This window comes from Pseudomonas sp. zfem003 (assembly GCF_032621675.1).
Classification (GTDB): Bacteria; Pseudomonadota; Gammaproteobacteria; order Pseudomonadales; family Pseudomonadaceae; genus Metapseudomonas; species Metapseudomonas otitidis.
The window spans coordinates 12,619-36,581 of sequence record NZ_JAVYJG010000012.1; the positions used below are offsets into that span (position 1 = coordinate 12,619).

The following is a 23,963-nucleotide window of genomic DNA, read 5'->3' on the forward strand; positions in this document are numbered from 1 at the left end:
GGTGCCTGCGGTGGAGCGTCTGTGTGTGAGGCGCGCCGTCTGATCATCTGCACTGCGACCTATTGCCGCGATCCCGACAGGGCCTTCGCTCGCGCGGCCAGGAACCACGGGTTTCAAGGGTCAGGGGATGCTGCGGGGTCATCTGATATGGTTTTTGCCTGATTACCTGAATCTGTTTCCGGTATCAGCGTCTCCCTATAGTCCGCCTCGCCGTCATAGCCCAAAAGGCCTGAATCATGAGCGAGACCATCCCCGTCCGGCAGGTAGAGGTCGACCCAACGAGTCGCCCCGCTGCCACGTCCCTGTATGCCTCCAGTGCACCGATCCACACCCGCAGCTTCACCGGGCGCTTCCGCAACCTGCGCCGGTTGGGCGCGGGGCTGTTGTGCCTGTTGTTCTTCGGCACCCTCTGGCTCGACTGGGACGGCCGCCAGGCCGTGCTCTGGAGTCTGGAGGACAGCAAGTTCTACATCTTCGGTGCGACCTTCTGGCCGCAGGACTTCATCCTGCTGTCGGGGTTGCTGATCATCTGTGCCTTCGGGCTGTTCTTCATCACGGTGTTCGCCGGCCGGGTGTGGTGCGGCTACACCTGTCCGCAGAGCGTCTGGACCTGGATGTTCATGTGGGTGGAGCAGCGCACCCAGGGTGACCGCAACCAGCGCATCAAGCTGGCCGCCGCGCCCTGGGGTGCGGAGAAGGTGGCACGCAACGTGGCCAAGCACGGTCTGTGGCTGGCCATCAGCCTGGCCACGGCGGTGACCTTCGTCGGCTACTTCACGCCGGTGCGCGAGCTGGCGATGAACCTGCTGACGCTGGAAGCCGGCGGGGTGGCGCTGTTCTGGGTGGTGTTCTTCACTGCGGCCACCTACATCAATGCCGGCTGGATGCGTGAGCAGGTGTGCATCCACATGTGCCCGTATTCGCGCTTCCAGAGCGTGATGTTCGACAAGGACACCCTGGTGATCTCCTACGACACAGCCCGGGGCGAGTCGCGCGGGGCGCGCAAGAAGGGGGTGGACCCGAAGAGCCAGGGCCTGGGCGATTGCATCGATTGCACGGTGTGCGTGCAGGTGTGCCCGACCGGCATCGACATCCGCGATGGCCTGCAGATCGCCTGCATTGGCTGTGCGGCCTGCGTGGACGCCTGCGATTCGGTGATGGAGAAGATGGGCTACGCCAAGGGCCTGGTGCGCTACAGCTCGGAACGCGAGCTGGAAGGCGGTACCACGCACCTGCTGCGTCCGCGCCTGGTGGGTTACGCCGCTGCGCTGGTGATCATGATCGGGGCCTTCGCCTGGTTGCTGGCGACGCGCTCGGAGGTGTCGCTGGATGTGATCAAGGACCGGGGCATGTTCCGCGAGAACGCCGCTGGGCAGATCGAGAACATCTACAACCTGAAGCTGATCAACAAGACCCAGCAGGACCTGCGCTACCGCCTGGAGCTGGCCGAGGGCGATGGCCTGGAGCTGGAGGCGCCGGCGCTGATCAAGGTGGAAGCCGGGGAGATTCTCGACCTGCCGGTGTCGGTGGCCCTGGTGGACGACGATGGCCGCAGCGGCCCCCGCGAACTGGTGTTCCGCATCCGCGCGGTGGAGGGCGATGCCCAGGCCAGCGCCAGCAGCACCTTCGTCAGCCCGAGGCGCTGAGCCATGGAGCACGGCCGTGGCGGTAGCCGCACGCAGCGCTTAGAGTGGGCCTCCCCGGCCCACCTTCCCCAGGACAAGATGAAGCGCTACGAGAAATTCGCGGACGAGATCGCCGAACTGATCCGCACCGGCGTCCTGGCGCCGGGCCAGAAGGTGCCCTCGGTGCGGCATGCCAGCCGCACCTACGGGGTCAGTGCCTCCACGGTGTTCCAGGCGTACTACCTGCTGGAGAGCCGCGGGCTGATCATGGCCCGCGCGCGCTCCGGCTACTTCGTCTGCCAGCACGTCAAGCGTCCGCTGCAGGAGCCCCAGGTGAGCAGCCGCGAGGCGGCCACCACCGAGGTGGACGTGAGCGAGCTGGTGTTCTCGGTGCTCAGTTCGATCCGTGATCCGGATACGGTGCCCTTCGGCTCGGCCTTCCCCAGCCCGGACCTGTTCCCCCTGCAACGCCTGGCGCGCTCCATGGCCCATGCGGTACGCGACATGGACCCGCGCTCCACCGTGGCCGACATGACGCCGGGCAACCACGGCCTGCGCCGGCAGATCGCCCTGCGCTACATGGTCGGCGGGCTGCCGCTGCCCATCGAGGAGCTGGTGATCACCAACGGCGCGCTGGAGGCGCTGAACCTCTGCCTGCAGGTGGTGACCCGGCCGGGCGACCTGGTGGCCATCGAGTCGCCGGCGTTCTACGCGAGCCTGCAGGTGCTGGAGCGGCTCAAGCTGAAGGCGGTGGAAATCCCCGTGCACCCGCGCGAGGGCATCGACCTGGAGGTGCTGGAGCGCAGCCTGGCGAGCCTGCCGATCAAGGCCTGCTGGTTCATGAGCAATTTCCACAACCCGCTCGGGGCGAGCCTGACCGAGGAACGCAAGAAGCACCTGGCGGGGCTGCTGGCCCGCTACCAGGTGCCGATGATCGAGGACGACGTGTACGCCGAGCTGTACTTCGGCCAGCACGCGCCCAAGCCGGTGAAGGCTTTCGACAGCGAAGGCCTGGTGATGCACTGCAGTTCGTTCTCCAAGAGCCTGGCGCCGGGCTACCGGGTCGGCTGGGTGGCGGGTGGGCGCTATGCCGGGGAGATCGAGCGGCTGAAGCTGATGACCAGTATCTCCGCCTCGGTGCCGGCCCAGGCGGCCATTGCCGACTACCTGCAGCACGGTGGCTACGACCGCCATCTGCGGCGCCTGCGCTATGCGCTGGAGAGCCAGCAGAACGCGATGCTGGCGGCGGTGGCCCGGCACCTGCCGGAGCAGACCGGGGTCAGCCGGCCCGACGGCGGCTACTTTCTCTGGCTGGAATTCCCCCGCCAGGTGGACGCGCTGCGGCTGTTCCAGCTGGCCCTGGCCCAGGGCATCAGCATCGCGCCGGGACCGATCTTCTCCGCGACCCGCAGCTACGGGCATTGCGCCCGCCTCAACTACGGCCACCCCTGGACGCCCCGCAGCGAGCAGGCGGTGGAGACCCTCGGGCGCATCATCAAGTCCCTCTGAGCGCCCTTCCCCACACCAATGGCCGGCTCGTTCATTGACCTGAACTTTGCCGGCTTTTGTGTGTTCTATGCTTCAGGTTCGATACACAGTCGCTACGAAGTTGCCATGGCAGCGAAGTACGGCGGTGTTTGAATCACGCGGGCGGCCCCATGTTCCGCCTGTGACGGTGTATGAACTTTTCACGCGAGCCTAGAGCTGGCGACAAGTTTGCCTATATACTTCGCCCACCTCCCGATACGCATTGCGACCTCGCTGTAACACAGGCGCCATGCGGCCTGGGCGGATCACGAAGACAACCTCGAGGTTGCACCAGGATTGTGCAAGGCACGCACACTCCTCTTCCGGCGAAAGTTGCAAAGGGCATTCGACCCTTCATCACCGGAACTTGGATCAAGACCATTTCAACAGCACACAAGCGGATCATTACGTGACGAAAGACGAACTGCGCGCCGAACTCGAGCGCCAGGAGAAACGTTACAAGGATGTATATGGCGGGGAAGTTACCACCTACGCCGCCCAGCCGGACCCCGAACGCAAGCCCTGGCGCAAACGCCCCAACTATCTGGACCAGGCTTTCGAGCGCGAGCTCCAGAAGATGGAAAAAGAGCTCAAGCAATCGGACTGAAACGATTTTTAAACAAAGCCTGCGCAGCCCTCGCCTCTAGGGCTGCGCTGCCATGACGCACGGAACGATACGACCAATCGGCGGTCCGGAGCTGGGCGGGAAGCGGTTTTCTGGCATAATCCGCGCCCCCTAACCAGCCGTCATACAACCTTCATGTTCGATCTCTTCAGCGGGCTTGATGCCTGGCTGGTGCTGAGCCTGGTGCTCGCCCTGGCATTCGTCCTGACCTTCGAGTTCATCAACGGTTTCCATGACACCGCCAACGCGGTCGCCACGGTCATCTACACCAAGGCCATGTCGCCCTACCGGGCGGTGGTGCTCTCCGGCATCTTCAACTTCCTCGGCGTGCTGCTGGGTGGAGTCGGCGTGGCCTATGCCATCGTCCACCTGCTGCCGGTGGAGCTGCTCATCAACGTCAACACCGGCCACGGGCTGGCAATGGTGTTCTCGCTGCTGGCGGCGGCCATCACCTGGAACCTGGGCACCTGGTACTTCGGTATCCCGGCCTCCAGCTCCCACACCCTGATCGGTTCGATCCTCGGCGTCGGCCTGGCCAACGCGCTGATCTCCGATCTGCCCCTGGGCGAAGGCGTGAACTGGGGCAAGGCCATCGACATCGGCCTGTCGCTGATCTTCTCCCCGGCGGCCGGCTTCATGGTCGCAGCCCTGGTGCTGCTGAGCCTGAAGTGGCTGTATCCGCTGTCGAAGATGCACAAGACGCCGGAAACCCGTAAGGAACTGGACGACAAGAAACACCCGCCGTTCTGGAACCGCCTGGTGCTGGTGCTCTCGGCCATGGCCGTGAGCTTCGTGCACGGCTCCAACGACGGCCAGAAGGGCATCGGCCTGATCATGCTGGTACTGATCGGCATCGTTCCGGCCAAGTTCGTGCTGGACCTGAACAGCACCACCTACCAGATCGAGCGCACCCGCGACGCCGCCACTCACCTGAGCCAGTTCTACCAGCGCCACACCGACACCCTCGGTGAGATGCTGGCCCTCGGCAAAGCCAACGTGAGCGAGATGCCGCAGGCGTTCCGCTGCGAGCCGAAGCAGACCGAGGCGACCATCGCCGGCCTGCTGGGCAACCTGCAGGGCGTGCAGAGCTACGCCGACATGAGCGAGGAGAAGCGCGTCGAGACCCGCCGCTACCTGCTCTGCCTGGACGACACGGCGAAGAAGGTGGGCAAGCTGTCCGACCTGCCGGCCCGTGAAAAGGCCGACCTGGAGAAGCTGCGCAAGGACCTGACCGCCACCACCGAGTACGCCCCCTTCTGGGTGATCATCGCGGTGGCCCTGGCCCTGGGCATCGGCACCATGGTCGGCTGGAAGCGCGTGGTGCTCACCGTCGGCGAGAAGATCGGCAAGCAGGGCATGAGCTACGCCCAGGGCATGAGCGCGCAGATCACCGCCGCCATCGCCATCGGCATGGCCAACATCTACAGCCTGCCGGTCTCCACCACCCACGTGCTCTCCTCCGGCGTGGCCGGCACCATGGTCGCCAACAAGAGCGGCCTGCAGGGCGGCACCGTGCGCAACATCCTGATGGCCTGGGTGCTGACCCTGCCCACCTCGATGGCGCTCTCCGCTGGCCTGTTCTGGCTGGCGACCACGCTGTTCGTCTGAGTCATCGGCTTCATCGAGAAAGGCGCCTGCAGGCGCCTTTTTCATGCCTGCTCGCCGGCCGGGGCGTCGCTGAATACCTGTGGAAAGTTCCGACATACAGGCATTTCGCCAGCCTCAAGCTTTAATGGGTAATGACCGACACAGTGGGGGACGCGACCACCAGAAGCCGCGCACTTGCCGCACTCGGCACCCCGCCCCAACCGGACGCACGAAGCCATGACCAAGAATATGAAGTTCAGCCACAAGATCCTGCTCGCCGCCTCGCTGGTGGTGATCGCGGCCTTCTCGCTGTTCACCCTGTACAACGACTACCTGCAACGGAATGCGATCCGGGAAGACCTGGAGAGTTACCTGAAGGAAATGGGTAACGTCACCGCCGGCAACATCCAGAACTGGCTCTCCGGCCGGATCCTGATGGTGGAGAACCTGGCCCAGAACATTGCCCAGCACCCCGAGCCGGATGCAGTGGCCAAGCTGCTGGAGCAGAAGGCGCTGACCTCCACCTTCGCCTTCACCTACCTGGGCACCCAGGACGGCGCCTTCACCATGCGCCCGGACGAGGCGATGCCGGCCGGCTACGACCCCCGTCAGCGCCCCTGGTACAAGGACGCCATCGCCGCCGGTTCGACCACCCTGACCGAGCCCTACATCGATGCGGCGACCAAGGTGCTGATCATGACCATCGCCACGCCGGCGCCCGGCCAGGGCGTGGTGGGCGGCGACCTGAGCCTGGAAACCATGCAGCAGATCGTCAACTCGCTGGACTTCCAGGGCATGGGCTACGCCTTCCTGGTGAGCGAGGACGGCACCATCCTGGTCCACCCCAACAAGGACCTGGTGATGAAGAAGCTGGCGGAGGTCTACCCGACCAACACCCCGCGCATCAGCACCGACTTCACCGAGACGGAGCTGGACGGCAAGCCCAGCATCCTCACCTTCGCGCCCATCAAGGGGCTGCCGACGGTGAAGTGGTACATCGGCCTGTCCATCGACAAGGCCCAGGCCTTCTCGATGCTCAATGAGTTCCGCACCTCGGCCATCATCGTCATGGTGATCTCGGTGGTGATCATCATCCTGCTGCTGGGCATGCTGATCCGCTTCCTGATGCAGCCGCTGCTGCTGATGGGCCGCGCCATGAGCGACATCGCCCAGGGCGAAGGCGACCTGACCCGTCGGCTGGAGGTGCATTCCCAGGATGAGTTCGGCGAGCTGGCCCAGGCCTTCAACCGTTTCGTCGAGCGGATCCACGCCTCCATCCGCGAGGTTTCGGCCACCACGCGCCAGGTGAACGAGGTCGCCCAGCTGGTGCTGAATGCCTCGAACTCCTCCATGAGCAACTCCGACGAGCAGGCGCAGCGCACCAACAGCGTGGCGGCGGCGATCAACGAGCTGGGCGCGGCCGCCCAGGAGATCGCCCGCAACGCGGCGGATGCTTCCCACCAGGCCTCCGATGCCAAGGACCAGTCGGAAGACGGCCGCCAGGTGGTGGAGCAGACCATCAAGGCCATGAGCGACCTGTCGGCGAAGATCAGCACCTCCTGCGCCAACATCGAGGCCCTCAACGCCAAGACGGTGAACATCGGGCAGATCCTGGAGGTGATCAAGGGCATCTCCGAGCAGACCAACCTGCTGGCGCTGAACGCAGCCATCGAGGCCGCCCGCGCGGGCGAAGCCGGGCGCGGCTTCGCGGTGGTGGCGGACGAAGTGCGCAACCTGGCCCACCGTACCCAGGAGTCGGCGCAGGAGATCCAGAAGATGATCGAGGAGCTGCAGGTGGGCGCTCGCGAGGCGGTCAACACCATGACCGAGAGCCAGCGCTACAGCGAGGAGAGCGTGACCATCGCCAACCAGGCCGGCGAGCGCCTCTCCAGCGTGACCCTGCGCATCGGCGAGATCGACGGCATGAACCAGTCGGTGGCGACCGCGACGGAAGAGCAGACCTCGGTGGTGGAGTCCCTCAACGTGGACATCAACGAGATCAACATGCTCAACCAGGAAGGCGTGGAGAACCTGCAGGCGACCCTGCGCGCCTGCGCGGACCTGGAGCAGCAGGCCGCCCGCCTGAAGCACCTGGTGGACAGCTTCCGCATCTGAACCGTCCGGGCATGAAAAAGGCGCCTCAAGGCGCCTTTTTCGTGTCTTCCGCTTCGTCCTGGATCTGCTTCCAGAGGGCTTCGGCATCCGGGAAGTCGGTGCCGTCCTCCTCGTCCAGCGCCTCGGGGTCATAGCGCCGCACGCAGCCCTCGCCAAGGGTGGGCGGGGCTTTCGAGGTAGCTCGATCGAGCGGATCGGACATGGGCAGTCCCCTAGGCCAGGCGGCTGGCGTCGTGCTGGGCGAAGGCCTTGATCGCCCGCAGGGCATCACGGCGGCTGAGTACGCCCACCAGCACGCCCCGCTCCACCACCGGCAAGGCCTCACGCTGCTCACGCAGCAGGCGCTGGCAGACGTCGACCACGTCCTCGTCGGGGGAAACACTGTCCAGCTGCGCCTGCATGCACGCGCCCACCACACCGCCTACAGCATCGTAGTAGGCACCGGAGAGAATGCCGCGCAGGCAATCGGATTCGGACAGCATGCCCAGCAGGTGGCCCTGGGCGTCCACCACCGGGGCACCGCTCAGGCGGTGCTCCAGCAGGCGCTCGATGGCCAGGAACAGGTCGGTCTCCGGCCGGAAGGTCACCTGGTGGTGGGTCATGTAGTCACGAACCTGGACGGACTTGAGCATGGGATCGTTCCTTGTTCCGGCAGTGTGCGATCAGTCGAAGACGACGGTCTTGTTGTCGTGCACCAGCACGCGGTCTTCCAGGTGGTAGCGCAGGCCACGGGCCAGCACCAGCTTCTCCACGTCCTTGCCGAGGCGGACCAGGTCTTCGATGTCGTCGCGGTGGCTGATGCGCACCACGTCCTGTTCGATGATCGGGCCGGCGTCCAGCTCCTCGGTGACGTAGTGGCAGGTGGCGCCGATCAATTTCACGCCACGCAGCGAGGCCTGGTGGTAAGGCTTGGCACCCACGAAGGAGGGCAGGAAGCTGTGGTGGATGTTGATCACCTGGTGGGCGTAGCGCTGGCACAGATCCGGCGGGAGGATCTGCATGTAGCGCGCCAGGACCACGGTGTCGGCATTGTGTGCGTCGACCAGGCGGGACACCTCGGCGAAGGCCGGGGCCTTGTCCTTCGGATCCACCGGTACGTGGAAGTAGGGGATGCCGTGCCATTCGACCATGCTGCGCAGGTCGTCATGGTTGGCGATGACGCAGGGAATCTCGCAATCCAGCTCGCCGCTGTGCCAGCGGTGCAGCAGGTCGGCCAGGCAGTGGGACTCACGGCTGGCCATCAGCACCACGCGCTTCTTCACCGCCGAATCGGTGATGCGCCAGGACATGGAGAACTCCCGGGCAATCGGCGCGAAGGCCTGGCGGAAACCGTCCAGGTCGAACGGCAGCGAGTCGGCGCGGATTTCATGCCGCATGAAGAACCAACCGCTCTGGTTGTCGGAGTGATGGCTTGCCTCGGTAATCCAACCGTTATAGGTGGCCAGGAAATTACTCACCTTGGCGACAATGCCGACGCCGTCCGGGCAGGCAATCACCAGACGAAATGTGCGCATGGGAAACTCCAGATACTTCGCAAAGGCGGCCATTCTAGCGGCACGCGGTGAAAACTTCAGCAGGCCCGAACACTTCATCCGACGTCCCGCGTGCCCCTGCCAGGGGCATGGGTATTAGCACGCGGGTCTTCAATTGGCGGGGAGTTGTTCATGCCAGTTACGTGCGAACAACTAACAGGCCCGCCTGCATTCATTGGTAAAAAATATTCGATTGATACTTTCCTGACATGTTTACTTGGTTTAGTGTCCTGACTATTATCCCTCCACATCATTCACCCCTAATTCACCAAGGGACGCCGACATGTCGCTGATCAATGAATACCGCGCTACAGAAGAAGCCATCAAGGAACTCCAGGAGCGCCTGAAGAACCTGTCCCAAGACGACAAGCTGCAGAAAGAACTGGAATTCGAAGGCAAACTCCGCACCCTGATGGGCGAATACCAGAAGTCCCTGCGCGATATCATTGCCCTGCTCGACCCCGAGGCCAAAGCCGCCAAGCAACCGCGCGCTGCCAAGCCGGCCACCGGCACCAAGCGTGCCCGCAAGGTCAAGCAGTACAAGAACCCGAATACCGGCGAAGTCATCGAAACCAAAGGTGGCAACCACAAGACCCTGAAAGAGTGGAAAGCCAAGTGGGGCGCCGAAACCGTTGAAAGCTGGGCCACCCTGCTGGGCTGATTCAGTAGGCTTCAACAAAAACGCCAGCGGATGCTGGCGTTTTTTATTGCCTGTTCGAACAGGACTACAGCGAATAACGCTGACGCATTACTTCGGCATGGGCTTGCCAGGCATCAAGAATCGCCAACTGATCGGTTGACGCAGTTGCACGCAACTCCAGCAGCGCTTCGGTGAATGCCGCCAGGGTATTGGGGGCTCCGTAATTGGGATGCATAAGCCGATTCCGACAGAACTCCTGCCAGCGCGACTGCTCCTCCGCACTCAAAGTTTCCGGGAAGTTTCGCGCCCGGTAACGGAACAGCAACTCCGGCAAGCGCGAATCATCGAATGGCCATACTTCCCGTGCCAGTCGCTGCGGATCGGCATTGCGCACCTGCTCGCACAGTCGACGATCACGATCCCCGAGGAAGCCGTCATAAAGTTGCTGCTCGGGATCTTCGCTGCCGGCAAAGGACTCTTCGGCATAAACCATTGCCAACTTGTCCTGCCAGTTCGCCTGTTGCCGTGCCAGTTCATCCGCCTTGGCCTGACAGGCGGCCAGATCGACGCCAATCCGCTCCCGATCCGCCGGCCTTAGTACGGAAAGCGGTGCCACCACAGGGCACTTGTTGATGTGCAGCAGTTTCAGCGGGACCGGCAGCTCGCCTTCGGCCAGGGCATCCCGCCGGGTATAGAGGCGCGCGCGCAAGGTCTCGGCGTCCAGGTCCAGCAAAGGCGAAACCTCCACCTGCAGATCACAGACGATCAGGGCGTTGCGGTTGCGCGGGTGCCAGGCCAGCGGCAGCACCACGGCGAGGAAATGCCGCTCCGCAGAATAGCGGCCCGATACGTGGACCAGCGGCTGCATCAGGCGGATCTGCTCCATCACCTTGTGCTTGCTGCGCAACTGGAACAGGTAGTCGTACAGCTTGGGCTGTGCTTCGCGCACCCGGCGGGCCATGCCGATGGTGGCGCGCACGTCGGACAGCGCGTCGTGGGCCTGACCATGGTCGATGCCGTTGGCAGCGGTCAGCCGCTCCAGGCGCAGGGTCACCCGCCCCTCCTCGGTGGGCCACTGCAGGCCTTCCGGTCGCAGGGCATAGGCCGTGCGCAGGGTATCGATCAGGTCCCAGCGGCTGTTACCGCCCTGCCATTCCCGGGCGTAGGGGTCGATGAAGTTGCGGTAGAAGCTGTAGCGGGTCACCTCGTCATCGAAGCGCAGGGTGTTGTAGCCCGCGCCGCAGGTGCCCGGGCGCGACAGCTCGGCATGCACCCGGTGGATGAAGGCCGCCTCGTCCAGCCCCTTGCCTTGCAGGGTCGACGGCAGGATGCCGGTCACCAGGCAGGCCGCCGGGTGGGGCAGGATGTCGTCGCTGACGCGGCAATACAGGTTCACCGGCTCGCCGACTTCGTTCAGTGCCTCGTCGGTGCGGATGCCGGCCACCTGGATGGCCCGGTCGCTACGCGGGTTGATGCCGGTGGTCTCGTAGTCGTACCAGAAGATGCTGGGGGTCACGCCGCCTCCTTGAATCCGGGCGCAGGGTCGCAGTGGGCCGGAAGTCTAACAGCCCCCTCCCAAGGCAAATCGCCAAATCGTGATGCAGCCGATTGCAATTGCCCGGACAACTCCAGAAACTCGCCCACCATTCATATCCAGGCCCAAGGCACAGGGAAGCGTCATGAGCGAACTCCAGCAGAACCCCTACTCCGCACCGCGCAGCGAGCTGATAGAACGTCCGCCGGCCGACAATGTGCCCAGCATCGAAGACGCACTCGCCCGCGGCTATGACTTCCGCATCGGCGAACTCATCAGCGAAAGCTGGCAACGCATCCAGGGCCTGAAGGGCATGATGATCGGCGGCCTGCTGGTCTACTCGGTGGTCAGCCAGTTCGTCAGTTTCATCCTCGGCCTGGTGCTGGGGCTGTTCGTCGGCAGCGAGGGCATGCTGCTGGTGATCGGCCAGATGATCATCGGCATCATCGCCGGTGCCTGCGCCGCGCCGGTGATGGCCGGCCTGTACATGCTGGCCATGCGTCACGTGACCGGCCAGCCGCTGAACTTCAACGAAGTCTTCGCCCACACCGGTAAGTTCGTCCCCCTGGCCATCCTCAGCCTGCTGATCCCGCTGATGGTCTATGCCGGCTTCCTGCTGCTGGTCATTCCCGGCATCTACCTTGGCATCGCCTATGCCCTGGCCATGCCGCTGGTGGTGGAGCGCGGCCTCTCGCCCTGGCAGGCGATGGAAGCCTCGCGGCGCGCCATCAGCCAGCGCTGGTTCAAGTGCTTCGGCCTGTTCACCCTGCTCGGCCTGATCGTCATGCTCAGCGCCCTGCCGCTGTTCATCGGCCTGGTCTGGACCCTGCCCATGTGCTTCGTGGTGGTGGCCCTGCTGTACCAGCGCATCTTCGGCATCCAGCAATTCCCCCAGTAATTCGCGGAGCCCGGACCGGTCCGCCGGCGCGGATCGGTTGCCTCGCCACCCCGTTGCTCGCTAGCATCGGCCACCCCCTCCACGCAGTCGGACCATGTCTTCTACGACCGGCAACAACAGCCCATACGGAAATGAGCAGGGTCTGACCGCTCCGCTGGACACCCGCTACCGCGTCGAGACGCCCGAAGGCATCGACCTGCTGCTGCGCCCCGCCAGCCTCCTGCCACGCGCCCTGGCGTTCTTCATCGACCTGCTGATCCGTGGCGGCATCCTCCTGGTGATGTTCGTGGTCCTCGCCCTGCTCGGCCAGTTCGGTATCGGCCTGGGGATGATCCTGCTGTTCCTGGTCAACTGGTGGTACATGGTGCTGTTCGAGGTGCTCAACCAGGGCCGTTCCCCCGGCAAGCAGGTCATGGGCCTGCGCGTGGTGCATGACGACGGCACCCCGGTGGGCTGGGCCTCCTCCCTGGTGCGCAACCTGCTGCGCTTCATCGACCTGCTGCCCTTCGGCTATACCCTCGGGCTGATCAGCAGCCTGCTCAACCCTGCGTTCAAGCGCCTGGGCGACATCGCCGCCGGGACCCTGGTGGTCTACCGCGAAGAGAAGGCCAGCCGCCCGAACCTGCCCGAGGCCCCCCCCCTGCGCTCGCCGGTGCCTCTGAGCCTGGAAGAGCAGCGCGCCATCCTCGGCTTCGCCGAGCGCCAGGCCGGCCTCTCCAGCGGCCGCCGTGCCGAGCTGGCCGGCATCCTCGCCGCGCCCCTGGAAACACCGCCCGAACAGGCCGAAGCCACGCTCAACGGCATTGCCCGCGGCCTACTGGGAAGCCCATGAAACAGAGCCTCTTCGAACACCGCCACCAGGCCAGCTGGAACCGCTTCGCCGCCCAGCTCGACGCCCTGGAACGCGGCAAGGCCGACCCCGCCAGCTGCGAGACCTTCGCCGCGGAGTATCGCCACCTCTGCCAGCAGCTCTCCCTCGCCCAGGAGCGCGGCTACAGCAGCCACCTGATCGACCAGCTGCAGCACCTGGCCATGCGCGGCCACCAGCAGTTCTACCGCCACCGCAGCCATCTGGGTGCGCAGATCCTCGGCTTCATCCTCGGCGGCTTCCCGCGCCTGGTGCGCGAACAGTGGCGCAGCATCGCCGTGTCCAGCCTGCTGTTCTACGGCACCCTCATCCTCATGGGCGTGCTGGTGTATTGCTTCCCCGATCTGGTCTACAGCGTCGTCTCGCCGGAACAGGTCAGCGAGATGGATTCGATGTACGAGCCGGACGCCCACCGCATCGGCGCCAGCAAGCGCGACGCCAGCGACGACTGGATGATGTTCGGCCACTACATCATGAACAACATCGGCATCGGCTTTCAGACCTACGCCGGCGGCCTGCTGTTCGGGGTCGGCAGCCTGTTCTTCATCCTCTTCAACGGCCTGATGATCGGCGCCATCGCCGGCCACCTGACCCAGGCCGGCTACGGCGAGACCTTCTGGTCCTTCGTCATCGGCCACGGCGCCTTCGAACTCACCGCCATCACCTTCGCCGGCGCCGCCGGGCTGCAGCTCGGCTGGGCCTTGCTGGCGCCCGGTCGCTACACCCGTGCCGAATCTTTGCGCCTGGCCGGTGCACGCAGCGTGCGCCTGGTGGCCGGGGTGATCCTGATGCTGCTGATCGCCGCCTTCATCGAGGCCTACTGGTCCTCCATGACCTTCGCCACGCCCCTGGTGAAGTACGTGGTCGGCAGCGGCCTGTGGATGCTGGTGGGCAGCTATTTCACCTTTGCCGGACGGGGTGGCCATGCGCCTGACTGACGCCTCCGTCGCCATCCGCCCACGCAGCGCCTGGGAGGCCATGGACCTGGGCGTCCTGCTGGCCCGCCGCCACGCCGGCCTGCTGATGGCCAGCTGGGCGCTGACCACCCTGCCAGTGTTCATCGTCATCAGCCTGCTACTGTGGAAGTACTCCACCTGGGCCTTCATCGCCTTCTGGTGGCTCAAGCCGCTGTTCGAACGCCTGCCGCTGTACATCCTCTCCCGCGCCCTGTTCGGCGACACTCCGACCCTGCGCGAAGCGCTCAAGGCGTGGCCGACCCTAGCCAGGCGACAGATCATCTCCAGCCTGACCTGGCGCCGCTTCAGCCCCACCCGCAGTTTCGACATGCCGGTCATGCAGCTCGAAGGCCTGTCCGGCATCCCGCGCAGCCAGCGCCTGGCCGTGCTGGGCCAGCGCGACGCCGGCGGGGCCACCTGGCTGACCATCATCGGCATGCACCTGGAGTGGGCGCTGTTCACCGGTTTCATCACCCTCCTCTACCTGATGCTGCCCCAGCAGCTGATCATCGACATGGACTGGCAGAAGCTGCTGCAAGCCCAGGAAGGTGAGTGGGTCTGGATCGAGCACCTGTCCAACCTGTTCTACGCCTTCGTGCTGATCATCTGGGAGCCGGTCTACGTCGCCTGCGGCTTCACCCTCTACCTGAACCGCCGCACCCAGCTGGAAGCCTGGGACATCGAGCTGGTGTTCCGCCGCCTACGCCAGCGCCTCACCGGTGTCGCCTACGCCCTGCTGCTGGGCCTGAGCGTCGGCCTGGCCTTCACCCTGCCTTCCGCCCCCGCCGTCGCAGAGGAGGCCACGGCTGAGTCGGTGCCCGACACGGCCACTGCCGGCGACAAGGCCGCCGCCAATCCGGAAGAGAAGGTCGACCCGATGGGCCCCGATGCCGACCGCCTGCTCAACCAGCCCCTCACCAGCACCGCCTCCCGGGACAACATCAAGGCCATTCTCGACGCCCCGCCCTTCACCAACCGCGAGACGGTGACCCGCTGGCGCCTGCACGAGGACGAGAAGCCGGAGAAGAAGAAGGAAGAGCTGAGCCAGGACGACAAGGACGCCTTCGAACGCTTCATCCGTGGCCTCATGGCCCTGGGGGACTTCTGGAAATCCCTCGGTTTCCTCGCCAAGGTCATCGAGGTCCTGCTCTGGACCCTGGTCATCAGCCTGGTGTTGCTGCTGGTCTGGCGCTACCGCGAATGGCTCTCCACCTTCGTCGACCGGATCGGCCTGCCCGCCCGCATCCGCCGCGACACCCCCACCCAGCTGTTCGGCCTGGAAGTGGCGCCCGAAAGCCTGCCCGACGATGTCGCCGCCGAAGCCGAACGCCTCTGGAGCGACCACCCCCGCGAAGCCCTCGGCCTGCTCTACCGCGCCCTGCTCAGCCGGCTTTTGCACGACTTCCGCCTGCCCCTCAAGGGCTCCCACACCGAAGGCGAAGTACTGCAGCTGGTCCAGGCCCTGGAACGTGACGACCTCGGGCGCTTCGCTCAGGTGCTGACCCGCCACTGGCAGAACCTCGCCTACGGCCACCAGATGCCGCCGGAAACCCTCAAGCGCGGCCTCTGTGAAGGCTGGCGCCGACTGTTCGCCCAGGGGGCCAGCGCATGAGCCGTCGCGGCCAGTTCATCCTTGGCGCCCTTGCGTTCCTGATCATCGGGCTCATCGCCATCTACCTGCTCGGCCGCCTGGAGCCCTACGAGGAAACCCTCGAACTGGGCGCAGCCCCCGAGGCCCGCCAGGACGACTACCTGGCCGCCCGGTACTACCTCAAGCGCCAGGGCATCGAGGTCAGCCGGGCCGACAACCTCAGCGTGCTAGACACCCTGCCCGCTCCCGGCAACACCCTGCTGCTGATCGCCAGCCGCGAGAACATGACGCCTTCCCAGGCCGACCGCGTACTGGAATGGGCCAGCAAGGGCGGCCACCTGCTGTTCGTGGCCGAAGCCCTCTACGACGAGGAAACCGGCACCAGCGACGACTTGCTGCTCAACCGCCTCGGCATCCAGCAGTTCGACGCCGAGGAACTCGACGACGTCGACGAGGATGCGCCCGAGAGTGCAGCGGACGAGGAGCAGGCAACGGACAGCGAAGACGCTGACAGCGAGGCCGACAGCCGCGACGACGCCGACACCGATGAAGCGACTCAGCAGGCCGAAGCCCCTGCCGACGAGCAGGACGCGGACGAGCAGCCGGAAGCAGATGGCGAAGATGACGGGGAGCCCTACCCCGAGCTGACCAAGCTCTACCTCGAGAACGAGGACGCGCCGGCCTACATCGACTTCGACACCCGCTTCCACCTGTACGACAGCGAGGACCGCGCCCACGCCTGGGCCAACAGCGACAAGGCCACCCACATGCTGCAGATGAACTACGGCAACGGCCTGGTCACCGTGCTCACCGACAGCTGGATCTGGCAGAACGACAACATCGCCAGCCACGACAACGCCTGGCTGCTCTGGTACCTGACCCAGGACACCCACGCCACGCTGCTCTACAACGCCGACCGCGACGACCTGGCCAGCCTGCTCGGCCGCCACTTCCCCGAAGCCCTGGCCGCCCTCGCCCTGCTGGTGCTGCTCGGCCTGTGGCACGTCGGCCTGCGCCAGGGCCCGCAGATCGCCCCGACGAACCGCGCACGCCGGCAACTGGAAGAGCACCTGCGCGCCAGCGCCGACTTCCTCCTGCGCCGCAGCGGCAACCAGGTGCTGCTGCGCCACCTGCAGGGCGACATCCTGCGCCGCGCCCGTCGTCGTCACCCCGGTTTCGAACGCCTCGGCGTGGCCGAGCAGTGGCAGGTGCTCAGCCGCCTCAGCCGCCTGCCCCCCAGCGCCATCAGCCAGGCCATGCGGCCGCTGCCCAAGCAGCGCCTCAGCGCCTCCGAATTCACCCGCCAGGTCGCCCACCTGCAAAGCCTCAGGAATGCCCTATGAGCGAACAGAAGCCCGATCAGCCGATCACCGACGAAGCCGAAGGCCTCAACCTGGACCTCGCCGACGTGACCTCGGATGCCACCGCCACGCCCCAGCCTGCCCAACCGGCACCGGCTGCTGCCGCACCGGCGCCGACACCGGCCCCGCAGCCGGCGCCCGCACACGCCACTGCCGCCAGCTCCCAGCGCCAGCGCGCCAGCCAACTGGCCCAGGCCCTGCGCCAGGAGCTGCAGAAGGCCGTGGTCGGCCAGCTGCAGGTCATCGACGACGTGCTCACCGCCCTGCTGGCCGGCGGCCACGTGCTGGTGGAAGGCGTGCCCGGCCTCGGCAAGACCCTCCTGGTGCGTGCCCTGGCGCGCTGCTTCGGCGGTGAATTCTCGCGCATCCAGTTCACCCCCGACCTGATGCCCAGCGACGTCACCGGCCACGCCGTCTACGACATGCAGAGCGAGCAGTTCAAGCTGCGCAAGGGCCCGGTGTTCACCAACCTGCTGCTGGCGGACGAGATCAACCGCGCCCCTGCCAAGACCCAGGCCGCCCTGCTGGAAGTGATGCAGGAACGCCAGGTCACCCTGGAGGGCCGCGCCCTGGCCGTGCCCCAGCCATTCCTGGTGATGGCCACCCAGAACCCCATCGAGCAGGAAGGCACCTACCCCCTGCCCGAGGCCGAGCTGGACCGCTTCATGCTCAAGCTGCGCATGGACTACCCCGAGGCCGGCGAAGAGCTTGCCCTGGTGCGCCAGGTCACCCGCTCCGCCCGTGCCGACATGCTGGAGGTGGCGCCCCTGCGCACCCTGCTGCAGGCCAAGGACGTCCAGGCCCTGCAACGCATCGCCAGCGAACTGCCGATCGACGACCAGGTGCTCGACTACGCCGTGCGCCTGGCCCGCGCCACCCGCAGCTGGCCGGGCCTGGCCATGGGGGCCGGCCCGCGCGCCTCCATCGCCCTGGTGCGTGGCGGCCGTGCCCGCGCCCTGCTGCGCGGCGGCGACTTCGTGCTCCCCGACGACATCAAGGCCTGCGCCCTGGCCGTGCTGCGCCACCGCGTGCGCCTGTCGCCCGAGCTGGACATCGAAGGCCGCTCCGTCGACGACGTCCTCCAGCAACTGCTCGACCAGGTGCCGGCACCCCGCCTATGAAGCCATCGCGCCTCCTGCTGGCCCTGCTGGGCGTCCTGCTGGCGCTCGGCATCGTGCTCGGCACCCTGGATGCCCTCAAGGTCGGTGCGCCGGCGCAGCTCCACCTCATCTGGTGGGGCCTGCTCGGCGCCCTTGGCTTCATCGCCGCGCTCGATGCCACCTGGCTCCGGCAACTGCCCTCGCCACGCCTGGAACGCCAGCTGCACGGCAACCTGTCCCTCGGCCGCTGGGGCGAAGTGCGCATGACCGTGCACCACCCCTACCCCCGCGAGCTGGCACTGAAGGTGTTCGACCACGTGCCCGAAGGCATGGAGTTCGAGCACCTGCCCCAGGTGGTCGGCCTGCAGCCCGGCAACACCACCGAATTCGGCTACCGCGTCCGTCCGCTGGCCCGCGGCCGCTTCGTCTTCCCCCGCTGCGAGGTGGAGCTGCCCAGCCCGCTGGGGCTCTGGGGCCATCGCCGGCGCCTGGAGATGAGCGACGAAACCCGCGTCTACCCCGATTTCGCCCGCCTCTACGGCGCCCAGCTGATGGCGGTGGACGACTGGATCAGCCAGCTCGGCGTGCGCCAGCGCCCACGCCGTGGCCTGGGGCTGGAGTTCCACCAGCTGCGGGAATTCCGCGACGGCGACACCCTGCGGCAGATCGACTGGAAGGCCACCGCCCGCAAGCGCACGCCAATCGCCCGTGAATACCAGGACGAGCGCGACCAGCAGATCGTCTTCATGCTCGACTGTGGCCGCCGCATGCGCAGCCAGGACGGCGACCTCTCGCACTTCGACCACGCCCTCAACGCCAGCCTGCTGCTCAGCTACGTGGCCCTGCGCCAGGGCGACGCGGTGGGGCTGTCGACCTTCGCCGGCACCAACGCGGATCGCTACCTGGCACCGGTCAAGGGGCAGGCACAGCTCTCGGTGCTGCTCAACGCGGTGTACGACCTGGAAAGCAGCCAGCGCCCCGCCGACTTCGCCACCGCCATCGACGCGCTGCTGGCCAAGCAACGCCGCCGCGCCCTGGTGGTGCTGGTGACCAACCTGCGTGACGAGGACGACGAGGAACTGCTGACGGCGGTGAAGCGCCTGGGCCGGCAACACCGTGTGCTGGTGGCCAGCCTGCGCGAGGAAGTGCTCGATACCCTGCGTCACACGCCTGTGCAGCGCTACGAGGAAGCCCTCGGCTACTGCGGCACGGTGAGCTACCTCAATGCCCGCAACGGCCTGCACGAGCGGCTGGCCGCCCACGGTGTCCCGGTTCTGGATTGCCGCCCTTCCGAGCTCGGTCCCGAGCTGGTCAGCCGCTACCTGGCCTGGAAGAAGGCCGGCGTCTTCTGAGTCGCTCCGCCCCGATCAGGCGGAGGCGGCCAACGGGCGGAAGCTGAAGTAGTAGCGCAACGCCTCGACCAGCTCCGCGTACTCCGGCGGCGGCGCCACCAACGAGAAGCCCGAGTCGTAGTTGCCGGGGTTCACATCCTCCCGGCTCCAGTGGCACGTGGCGTAGAAATCGATGAAGCGGATCTGCCCGTCATGCGCCGGGATCTTCAGGCGCATGTCGAAACGGGCCCCCACCAGCATGGGCAGCTGGCTGACGAGCATCAGGCCATCCAGGGACACATTGCCCAGATAACCCATGGGTTTGTCGGTGATGCGGTTGAACACCTTCAGGTAGTACGGCAGTTGATGGCGTTCGATATGGCGCTGGCTACGCATGATGGCGAATCGCTATTGATGGCCGTTCAGTATGGCCTCACTACTGCACCCAAACCAACTACCGCCCGCAACGCTCCTTGATTGCGTCGGTCAGTTTGCGACGAGCGGCGTCCACCTGCTCGGCGCTGTAGTACTGCCGTTCTCCCTTGGCATCGACACTGAAATACTTGCCCTCGCGCTTGATCTGCGACAGCTGGGAACGCAGCTGCACACACTGGCTCGCCCGCTCGTTGCGGGCCTGGGCCTCCTTGCGGCGGGCCTCCTCCTTCTCCTGGCGACGCGCATCGAAGAATTGTTCAGTGCGCTGCAGACGCTCCTGGGTCGGCGCGTCGTCATCCAGGGCCGGCGGGCGGACCTCGACCTGCTGCGCGCCCTCCTGCGGCTGCTCGCTAAAGTGCACCTGGCCGTTGGCATCCGTCCAGCGGTAGATCTCGGCCGACGCCAGGCTGGAGCAGGCCAGCAGGCAGAAAAGCAGGTGACGCATGGATTCTCCCTGTCCCGCCACGCCCGTCGTCAGAGGGGCGCCGCGCTCGGTTTGGCCGCACTGCCCAGCTGGCCGATGCGCTCAAGGGTCTCTAGACGAGCCTTCGCGCGGAAGGCGTATTCACTGCTGGGGTAGCGGTTGATGATGAAATGGTAGGTCTGCGCCGCATCCACGAACAGGCTCTGGCGCTCCAGGCACTGGCCACGCAGCAGGGAAATCTCCGGCTGCATGTAGCTGCGCGAGCGGCTGCTGCGCTCGGCCATGGACAGCTCGAGCATCGCCTCCTCGCAGTTGCCTTCGTCATAGGCCTGGTAGGCGTTGTTCAGGTGGCGGTCGAGGGACCAGCGGGTACAGCCGGCAAGGCCGACCAGCAGGGCCAGGATGATGAACGTGCGCATTGGGGTGTCTCCTCCGTTGGCGAGTATATCGGCGCTCCCGGGGATTTCTGCAACGCCTTCCGGCGGCCGGGCACAACCTCCGATGGGACTTGCACGGCCCCGCAACGACGCCCCCGGCGGCGCTGCTAGACTCCCGCCGTCCGGCCCGAGAGCCCACCTGGAGCCCCCATGCGCCACCTCCGCCCTGCCCTGCTCGCCAGTTGCCTGCTCGCCTTATCCGCCTGCGCCCCCACCACCCCGTTGTTCATCGCCCAGATCACCACCAACGAAGTGGTGGAACAGAAGGCCCTGAAGAACGCCCGCATGGCAGCGGCCGTGGAGGAAGAAGGCGACCTGCTCACCTACAGCGCCATGGCCATCCGCGACGGCACCAGCGCCAAGGCCGAAGCGCTGTACATGACCGGCTACCGCGACCGGCAGTTCACCCCCGAAGTCCGCGCCATCGCCCTCTACCAGATCGGCCTGATCTACATGAGCCGCTACAACGACCAGCGCGACGACACCCGGGCCCTCAACCTGTTCTACCAGGTCACCAACGAGTTCCCCGGCACCCACGCCGCCGAGCATGCCCAGGCGCGCATCCTGATGATCCAGAAACGCGCCGAAGCGCCGGTGCAGAAGACCGCCCGCGAGCTGCTGGCGGACTGGAAGCCCAGCCAGAACCTCGACCTCTACCAGCGCGACCTGGACCCCGACATGACGCTGCTGTCCCGCCGCGCCGTGCTCAAGGACCGGGTCGGCGAAGCCGAGCAGCTCTACGCCCTGGCCCTGATCGACGACCACGTGCAGCCGGACATCAAGGCCCGCGCCCTGTACCAGATGGCCCTGATGAACCTGGCGCCGGCCAATCCCCATGCCGACCGCCAGAAGGCCGTGGGCTACCTCCGCCGCCTGCTGGCCGAGTTCCCCGACGCCGAACAGGCCGAGCCTGCCGCCCGGCACCTGGACATGGCGCTGAACCCCGGCGTGAAGTGACGCCGTGCACCCGCCGCGCGGGTAGTAGAAATGGAACGAGACTACAGCCGAAGGGCGGTGTAGCCTCGGGCTCTGCTTTGAAACTGGAGCCTTCGCATGTCCTTCCGCCGTACCAAGATAGTCGCCACCCTCGGCCCGGCCAGCAACTCACCCGAGGTGCTGGAGCAACTGATCATCGCCGGGATCGACGTCGCCCGCCTGAACTTCTCCCACGGCACCCCCGAAGAACACAAGGCACGCGCCCGCCTGGTGCGCGAGCTGGCGGCCAAGCACGGCCGCTTCGTCGCCCTGCTCGGCGACCTGCAAGGCCCGAAGATCCGTATCGCCAAGTTCGCCAACAAGCGCATCGAACTGGCCGAAGGCGACAAGTTCCGCTTCTCCGTCACCCACCCGCGTGACGCCGGCAGCCAGGACGTGGTCGGCATCGACTACCCGGACCTGATCAAGGACTGCGGCGTCGGTGACGAACTGCTGCTGGACGACGGCCGCGTGGTCATGCGCGTCGACGCCACCACCGCCGACGAACTGCACTGCACCGTACTGATCGGCGGCCCGTTGTCCGACCACAAGGGCATCAACCGTCGCGGCGGCGGCCTCACCGCTCCGGCCCTGACCGCCAAGGACAAGGCCGACATCAAGCTCGCCGCCGAAATGGAGCTGGACTACCTGGCCGTCTCCTTCCCCCGTGACGCCGCCGACATGGAACTGGCCCGCCGCCTGCGCGACGAAGCCGGTGGCAGCGCCTGGCTGGTGGCCAAGATCGAACGCGCCGAAGCCGTGGCCGACGACGAGGCACTCGACGGCCTGATCCGCGCCAGCGACGCCGTGATGGTGGCCCGTGGCGACCTCGGCGTGGAAATCGGCGACGCCGAGCTGGTGGGCATCCAGAAGAAGATCATCCTGCACGCCCGCCGCTACAACAAAGCCGTGATCACCGCGACCCAGATGATGGAGTCGATGATCCACAGCCCCATGCCGACCCGCGCGGAAGTCTCCGACGTAGCCAACGCCGTGCTCGACTACACGGACGCCGTGATGCTCTCCGCCGAGAGCGCCGCCGGCGAGTACCCGGTGGAAGCGGTCAAGGCCATGGCGCGCGTCTGCGTCGGTGCCGAGAAGCACCCCACCAGCCAGAAATCCAGCCACCGCCTGGGCCACACCTTCAGCCGCTGCGACGAGAGCGTGGCCCTGGCGACCATGTACACCGCCAACCACTTCCCGGGCGTGAAGGCCATCATCTGCCTGACCGAAAGCGGCTACAGCCCGCTGATCATGTCGCGCATCCGTTCCTCGGTGCCGATCTTCGCCTTCTCCCCCCACCGCGCCACCCAGGCGCGCGTGGCGCTGTTCCGTGGCGTCTCCACCATTCCCTTCGACCCGGCCGCACTGCCGGCGGACAAGGTCAGCCAGGCCGCCGTGGATGAGCTGCTCAAGCGCGGCGTCGTGCAGCAGGGCGACTGGGTCATCCTGACCAAGGGCGACAGCTACCACACCGTCGGCGGCACCAACACCATGAAGATCCTCCACGTCGGCGACCCGCTGGTGTAAGGCATCTGCAGCACGTGAAAAGGCCGCTCATCGAGCGGCCTTTTTTCATGCGCCTAAACGGAAGGGGTGGGCTGAAGCCCACCCTGCAGGACCACTCAGGCGAACTTGGAAAAATCGGGTTTGCGCCGCTGCATGAACGCCGACAACGCCTCGATGGCCTCAGGCGTACGCAGGCGCTGACCGAACAGCTCGCCCTCCTCCATGATCACCCGGCGCAGCTCCTCACGGCCGGGCTCGCGCATCAGGCGCTTGCTCACCGCCACCGCCGAGGGCGCCAGCTGCTCGAAGCGCTGGGCCATCTCGCGGGCACGGGCCAGGGTCGCGGCGCCGTCTTCCAGGGCCTCGTTGGCGATGCCCCAGGCGGCCGCCTGCTCACCGGTGAACGCTTCGCCCAGCAACAGCAGCTCCGCCGCACGGGCGTGGCCGAGCAGGCGCGGCAGGATCAGGCTGGAGCCGTACTCCGGGCACAGCCCCAGGTTGACGAAGGGCATCTTCAGCTTGGCGTCGCGCGCCACGTAGACCAGGTCGCAATGCAGCAGCAGCGTGGTGCCGATGCCCACGGCCGGGCCACTCACGGCGGCCACCACCGGCTTGCTGAAGTCGAACAGTGCCTTCATGAAGCGGAACACTTCGCTGTCCAGCCCGGACGGCGGCGCCTGGATGAAGTCGGCCACGTCGTTGCCGCTGGTGAAGCAGGTCTCGCTGCCGGTGATCAGCACCGCACGCACGCTGCGATCCTCGTCGGCCGCATCCAGCGCATCGGCCAGGGCGCCATACATGGCGCGGGTCAGGGCGTTCTTCTTGTCCTCGCGGTCCATGCGCAGGGTCAGCAGGCCCTGCTCGCGTTCCAGGTGGATGTGTTCGCTCATGGT

General features: G+C 66.2%; 23 protein-coding genes and 1 pseudogene. 16 read left to right on the forward strand and 8 right to left on the reverse strand.

The features are described 5' to 3' along the window. Positions 1-236: 236 nt before the first annotated feature. The 6 genes and pseudogenes from ccoG (at position 237) to RTK35_RS30700 (ending at position 7,479) form a co-directional block, all read left to right on the forward strand. On the forward strand, positions 237-1,646 hold the full coding sequence (gene ccoG / locus RTK35_RS25970) for a cytochrome c oxidase accessory protein CcoG (RefSeq protein ID WP_044413121.1): 1,410 nt from the start codon (positions 237-239) through the stop codon (positions 1,644-1,646). A 78-nt stretch (positions 1,647-1,724) separates the two neighbouring features. Next, positions 1,725-3,134 carry a GntR family transcriptional regulator MpaR gene (mapR, locus tag RTK35_RS25975; protein WP_044413117.1) on the forward strand — a complete coding sequence of 470 codons (1,410 nt, stop codon included), beginning with the start codon at positions 1,725-1,727 and terminating at the stop codon, positions 3,132-3,134. A 427-nt stretch (positions 3,135-3,561) separates the two neighbouring features. After that, on the forward strand, positions 3,562-3,759 hold the full coding sequence (locus tag RTK35_RS25980) for a hypothetical protein (RefSeq protein ID WP_044413114.1): 198 nt from the start codon (positions 3,562-3,564) through the stop codon (positions 3,757-3,759). A 153-nt stretch (positions 3,760-3,912) separates the two neighbouring features. Further along, positions 3,913-5,385 (forward strand): inorganic phosphate transporter, encoded by a 1,473-nt coding sequence (locus RTK35_RS25985; RefSeq protein WP_044413111.1) that lies wholly within the window; start codon positions 3,913-3,915, stop codon positions 5,383-5,385. 228 nt (positions 5,386-5,613) lie between these two features. Beyond that, positions 5,614-6,624, forward strand: a pseudogene (locus RTK35_RS30695) (cache domain-containing protein); the annotation flags it as partial. A 90-nt stretch (positions 6,625-6,714) separates the two neighbouring features. Then, on the forward strand, positions 6,715-7,479 hold the full coding sequence (locus RTK35_RS30700) for a methyl-accepting chemotaxis protein (protein ID WP_371321046.1): 765 nt from the start codon (positions 6,715-6,717) through the stop codon (positions 7,477-7,479). Between the two features lie 25 nt (positions 7,480-7,504). Here RTK35_RS30700 and RTK35_RS25995 read toward each other — a convergent pair whose 3' ends face one another. Genes RTK35_RS25995 through purU form a run of 3 tightly spaced genes read right to left on the reverse strand, consistent with a single transcriptional unit; the run spans position 7,505 to position 8,993 of the window. Next, positions 7,505-7,681 (reverse strand): hypothetical protein, encoded by a 177-nt coding sequence (locus RTK35_RS25995; RefSeq protein ID WP_172432852.1) that lies wholly within the window; start codon positions 7,679-7,681, stop codon positions 7,505-7,507. 10 nt (positions 7,682-7,691) lie between these two features. Then, the gene (locus tag RTK35_RS26000) at positions 7,692-8,111 is read right to left on the reverse strand and encodes a CBS domain-containing protein (RefSeq protein WP_074971539.1); all 420 of its coding nucleotides are present in this window, start codon (positions 8,109-8,111) and stop codon (positions 7,692-7,694) included. A 30-nt stretch (positions 8,112-8,141) separates the two neighbouring features. Further along, the gene (gene purU, locus RTK35_RS26005) at positions 8,142-8,993 is read right to left on the reverse strand and encodes a formyltetrahydrofolate deformylase (protein WP_044413103.1); all 852 of its coding nucleotides are present in this window, start codon (positions 8,991-8,993) and stop codon (positions 8,142-8,144) included. A 301-nt stretch (positions 8,994-9,294) separates the two neighbouring features. On the opposite strand from purU, the gene mvaT reads away from it, so the two are divergent. Then, positions 9,295-9,672 carry a histone-like nucleoid-structuring protein MvaT gene (gene mvaT / locus RTK35_RS26010; protein WP_044413100.1) on the forward strand — a complete coding sequence of 126 codons (378 nt, stop codon included), beginning with the start codon at positions 9,295-9,297 and terminating at the stop codon, positions 9,670-9,672. A gap of 64 nt (positions 9,673-9,736) precedes the next feature. On the opposite strand, the gene sbcB is transcribed toward mvaT, so the two are convergent. After that, on the reverse strand, positions 9,737-11,167 hold the full coding sequence (gene sbcB, locus RTK35_RS26015) for an exodeoxyribonuclease I (RefSeq protein WP_316909340.1): 1,431 nt from the start codon (positions 11,165-11,167) through the stop codon (positions 9,737-9,739). A gap of 163 nt (positions 11,168-11,330) precedes the next feature. On the opposite strand from sbcB, the gene RTK35_RS26020 reads away from it, so the two are divergent. From RTK35_RS26020 to RTK35_RS26050, 7 genes are all read left to right on the forward strand, one after another. Continuing rightward, on the forward strand, positions 11,331-12,083 hold the full coding sequence (locus RTK35_RS26020; RefSeq protein WP_316909341.1) for a hypothetical protein: 753 nt from the start codon (positions 11,331-11,333) through the stop codon (positions 12,081-12,083). A gap of 94 nt (positions 12,084-12,177) precedes the next feature. Continuing rightward, the gene (locus tag RTK35_RS26025) at positions 12,178-12,915 is read left to right on the forward strand and encodes an RDD family protein (RefSeq protein ID WP_316909342.1); all 738 of its coding nucleotides are present in this window, start codon (positions 12,178-12,180) and stop codon (positions 12,913-12,915) included. Further along, complete coding sequence (locus RTK35_RS26030; protein ID WP_316909343.1) at positions 12,912-13,889, forward strand: stage II sporulation protein M; 978 nt, start codon at positions 12,912-12,914, stop codon at positions 13,887-13,889. The genes RTK35_RS26025 and RTK35_RS26030 overlap by 4 nt, the downstream gene beginning before the upstream one ends. Then, positions 13,876-15,519, forward strand: coding sequence for a DUF4129 domain-containing protein (locus tag RTK35_RS26035; protein ID WP_316909344.1), 1,644 nt, complete (start codon positions 13,876-13,878; stop codon positions 15,517-15,519). Before RTK35_RS26030 ends, RTK35_RS26035 begins: the two co-directional genes overlap by 14 nt. After that, positions 15,516-16,841, forward strand: a complete 1,326-nt coding sequence (locus RTK35_RS26040; protein WP_316909345.1) for a DUF4350 domain-containing protein — start codon at positions 15,516-15,518, stop codon at positions 16,839-16,841. The genes RTK35_RS26035 and RTK35_RS26040 overlap by 4 nt, the downstream gene beginning before the upstream one ends. Then, entirely contained in the window at positions 16,838-17,980 is a 1,143-nt protein-coding gene (locus tag RTK35_RS26045; protein WP_232060802.1) for an AAA family ATPase, read from the forward strand. Before RTK35_RS26040 ends, RTK35_RS26045 begins: the two co-directional genes overlap by 4 nt. Continuing rightward, entirely contained in the window at positions 17,977-19,311 is a 1,335-nt protein-coding gene (locus tag RTK35_RS26050) for a DUF58 domain-containing protein (protein WP_316909346.1), read from the forward strand. Before RTK35_RS26045 ends, RTK35_RS26050 begins: the two co-directional genes overlap by 4 nt. Before the next feature lie 15 nt (positions 19,312-19,326). Here RTK35_RS26050 and RTK35_RS26055 read toward each other — a convergent pair whose 3' ends face one another. Genes RTK35_RS26055 through RTK35_RS26065 form a run of 3 tightly spaced genes read right to left on the reverse strand, consistent with a single transcriptional unit; the run spans position 19,327 to position 20,568 of the window. Further along, positions 19,327-19,686, reverse strand: coding sequence for a PilZ domain-containing protein (locus RTK35_RS26055; RefSeq protein WP_044413075.1), 360 nt, complete (start codon positions 19,684-19,686; stop codon positions 19,327-19,329). Positions 19,687-19,744: 58 nt separating this feature from the next. Next, complete coding sequence (locus tag RTK35_RS26060) at positions 19,745-20,170, reverse strand: DUF4124 domain-containing protein (protein ID WP_316909347.1); 426 nt, start codon at positions 20,168-20,170, stop codon at positions 19,745-19,747. Positions 20,171-20,199: 29 nt separating this feature from the next. Continuing rightward, positions 20,200-20,568 carry a tetratricopeptide repeat protein gene (locus RTK35_RS26065; RefSeq protein WP_142011727.1) on the reverse strand — a complete coding sequence of 123 codons (369 nt, stop codon included), beginning with the start codon at positions 20,566-20,568 and terminating at the stop codon, positions 20,200-20,202. 168 nt (positions 20,569-20,736) lie between these two features. Between RTK35_RS26065 and RTK35_RS26070 the strand changes: the two genes are divergently transcribed. Together RTK35_RS26070 and pyk are read left to right on the forward strand one after the other, a co-directional pair. After that, the gene (locus RTK35_RS26070) at positions 20,737-21,543 is read left to right on the forward strand and encodes a tetratricopeptide repeat protein (protein ID WP_074971547.1); all 807 of its coding nucleotides are present in this window, start codon (positions 20,737-20,739) and stop codon (positions 21,541-21,543) included. Between the two features lie 96 nt (positions 21,544-21,639). Next, positions 21,640-23,091, forward strand: a complete 1,452-nt coding sequence (pyk, locus tag RTK35_RS26075; protein WP_044413065.1) for a pyruvate kinase — start codon at positions 21,640-21,642, stop codon at positions 23,089-23,091. A gap of 95 nt (positions 23,092-23,186) precedes the next feature. Here the strand turns inward: pyk and RTK35_RS26080 are convergent, their stop codons facing one another. Continuing rightward, positions 23,187-23,960 (reverse strand): enoyl-CoA hydratase, encoded by a 774-nt coding sequence (locus RTK35_RS26080; RefSeq protein ID WP_222901216.1) that lies wholly within the window; start codon positions 23,958-23,960, stop codon positions 23,187-23,189. Between the last annotated feature and the right edge of the window lie 3 nt (positions 23,961-23,963).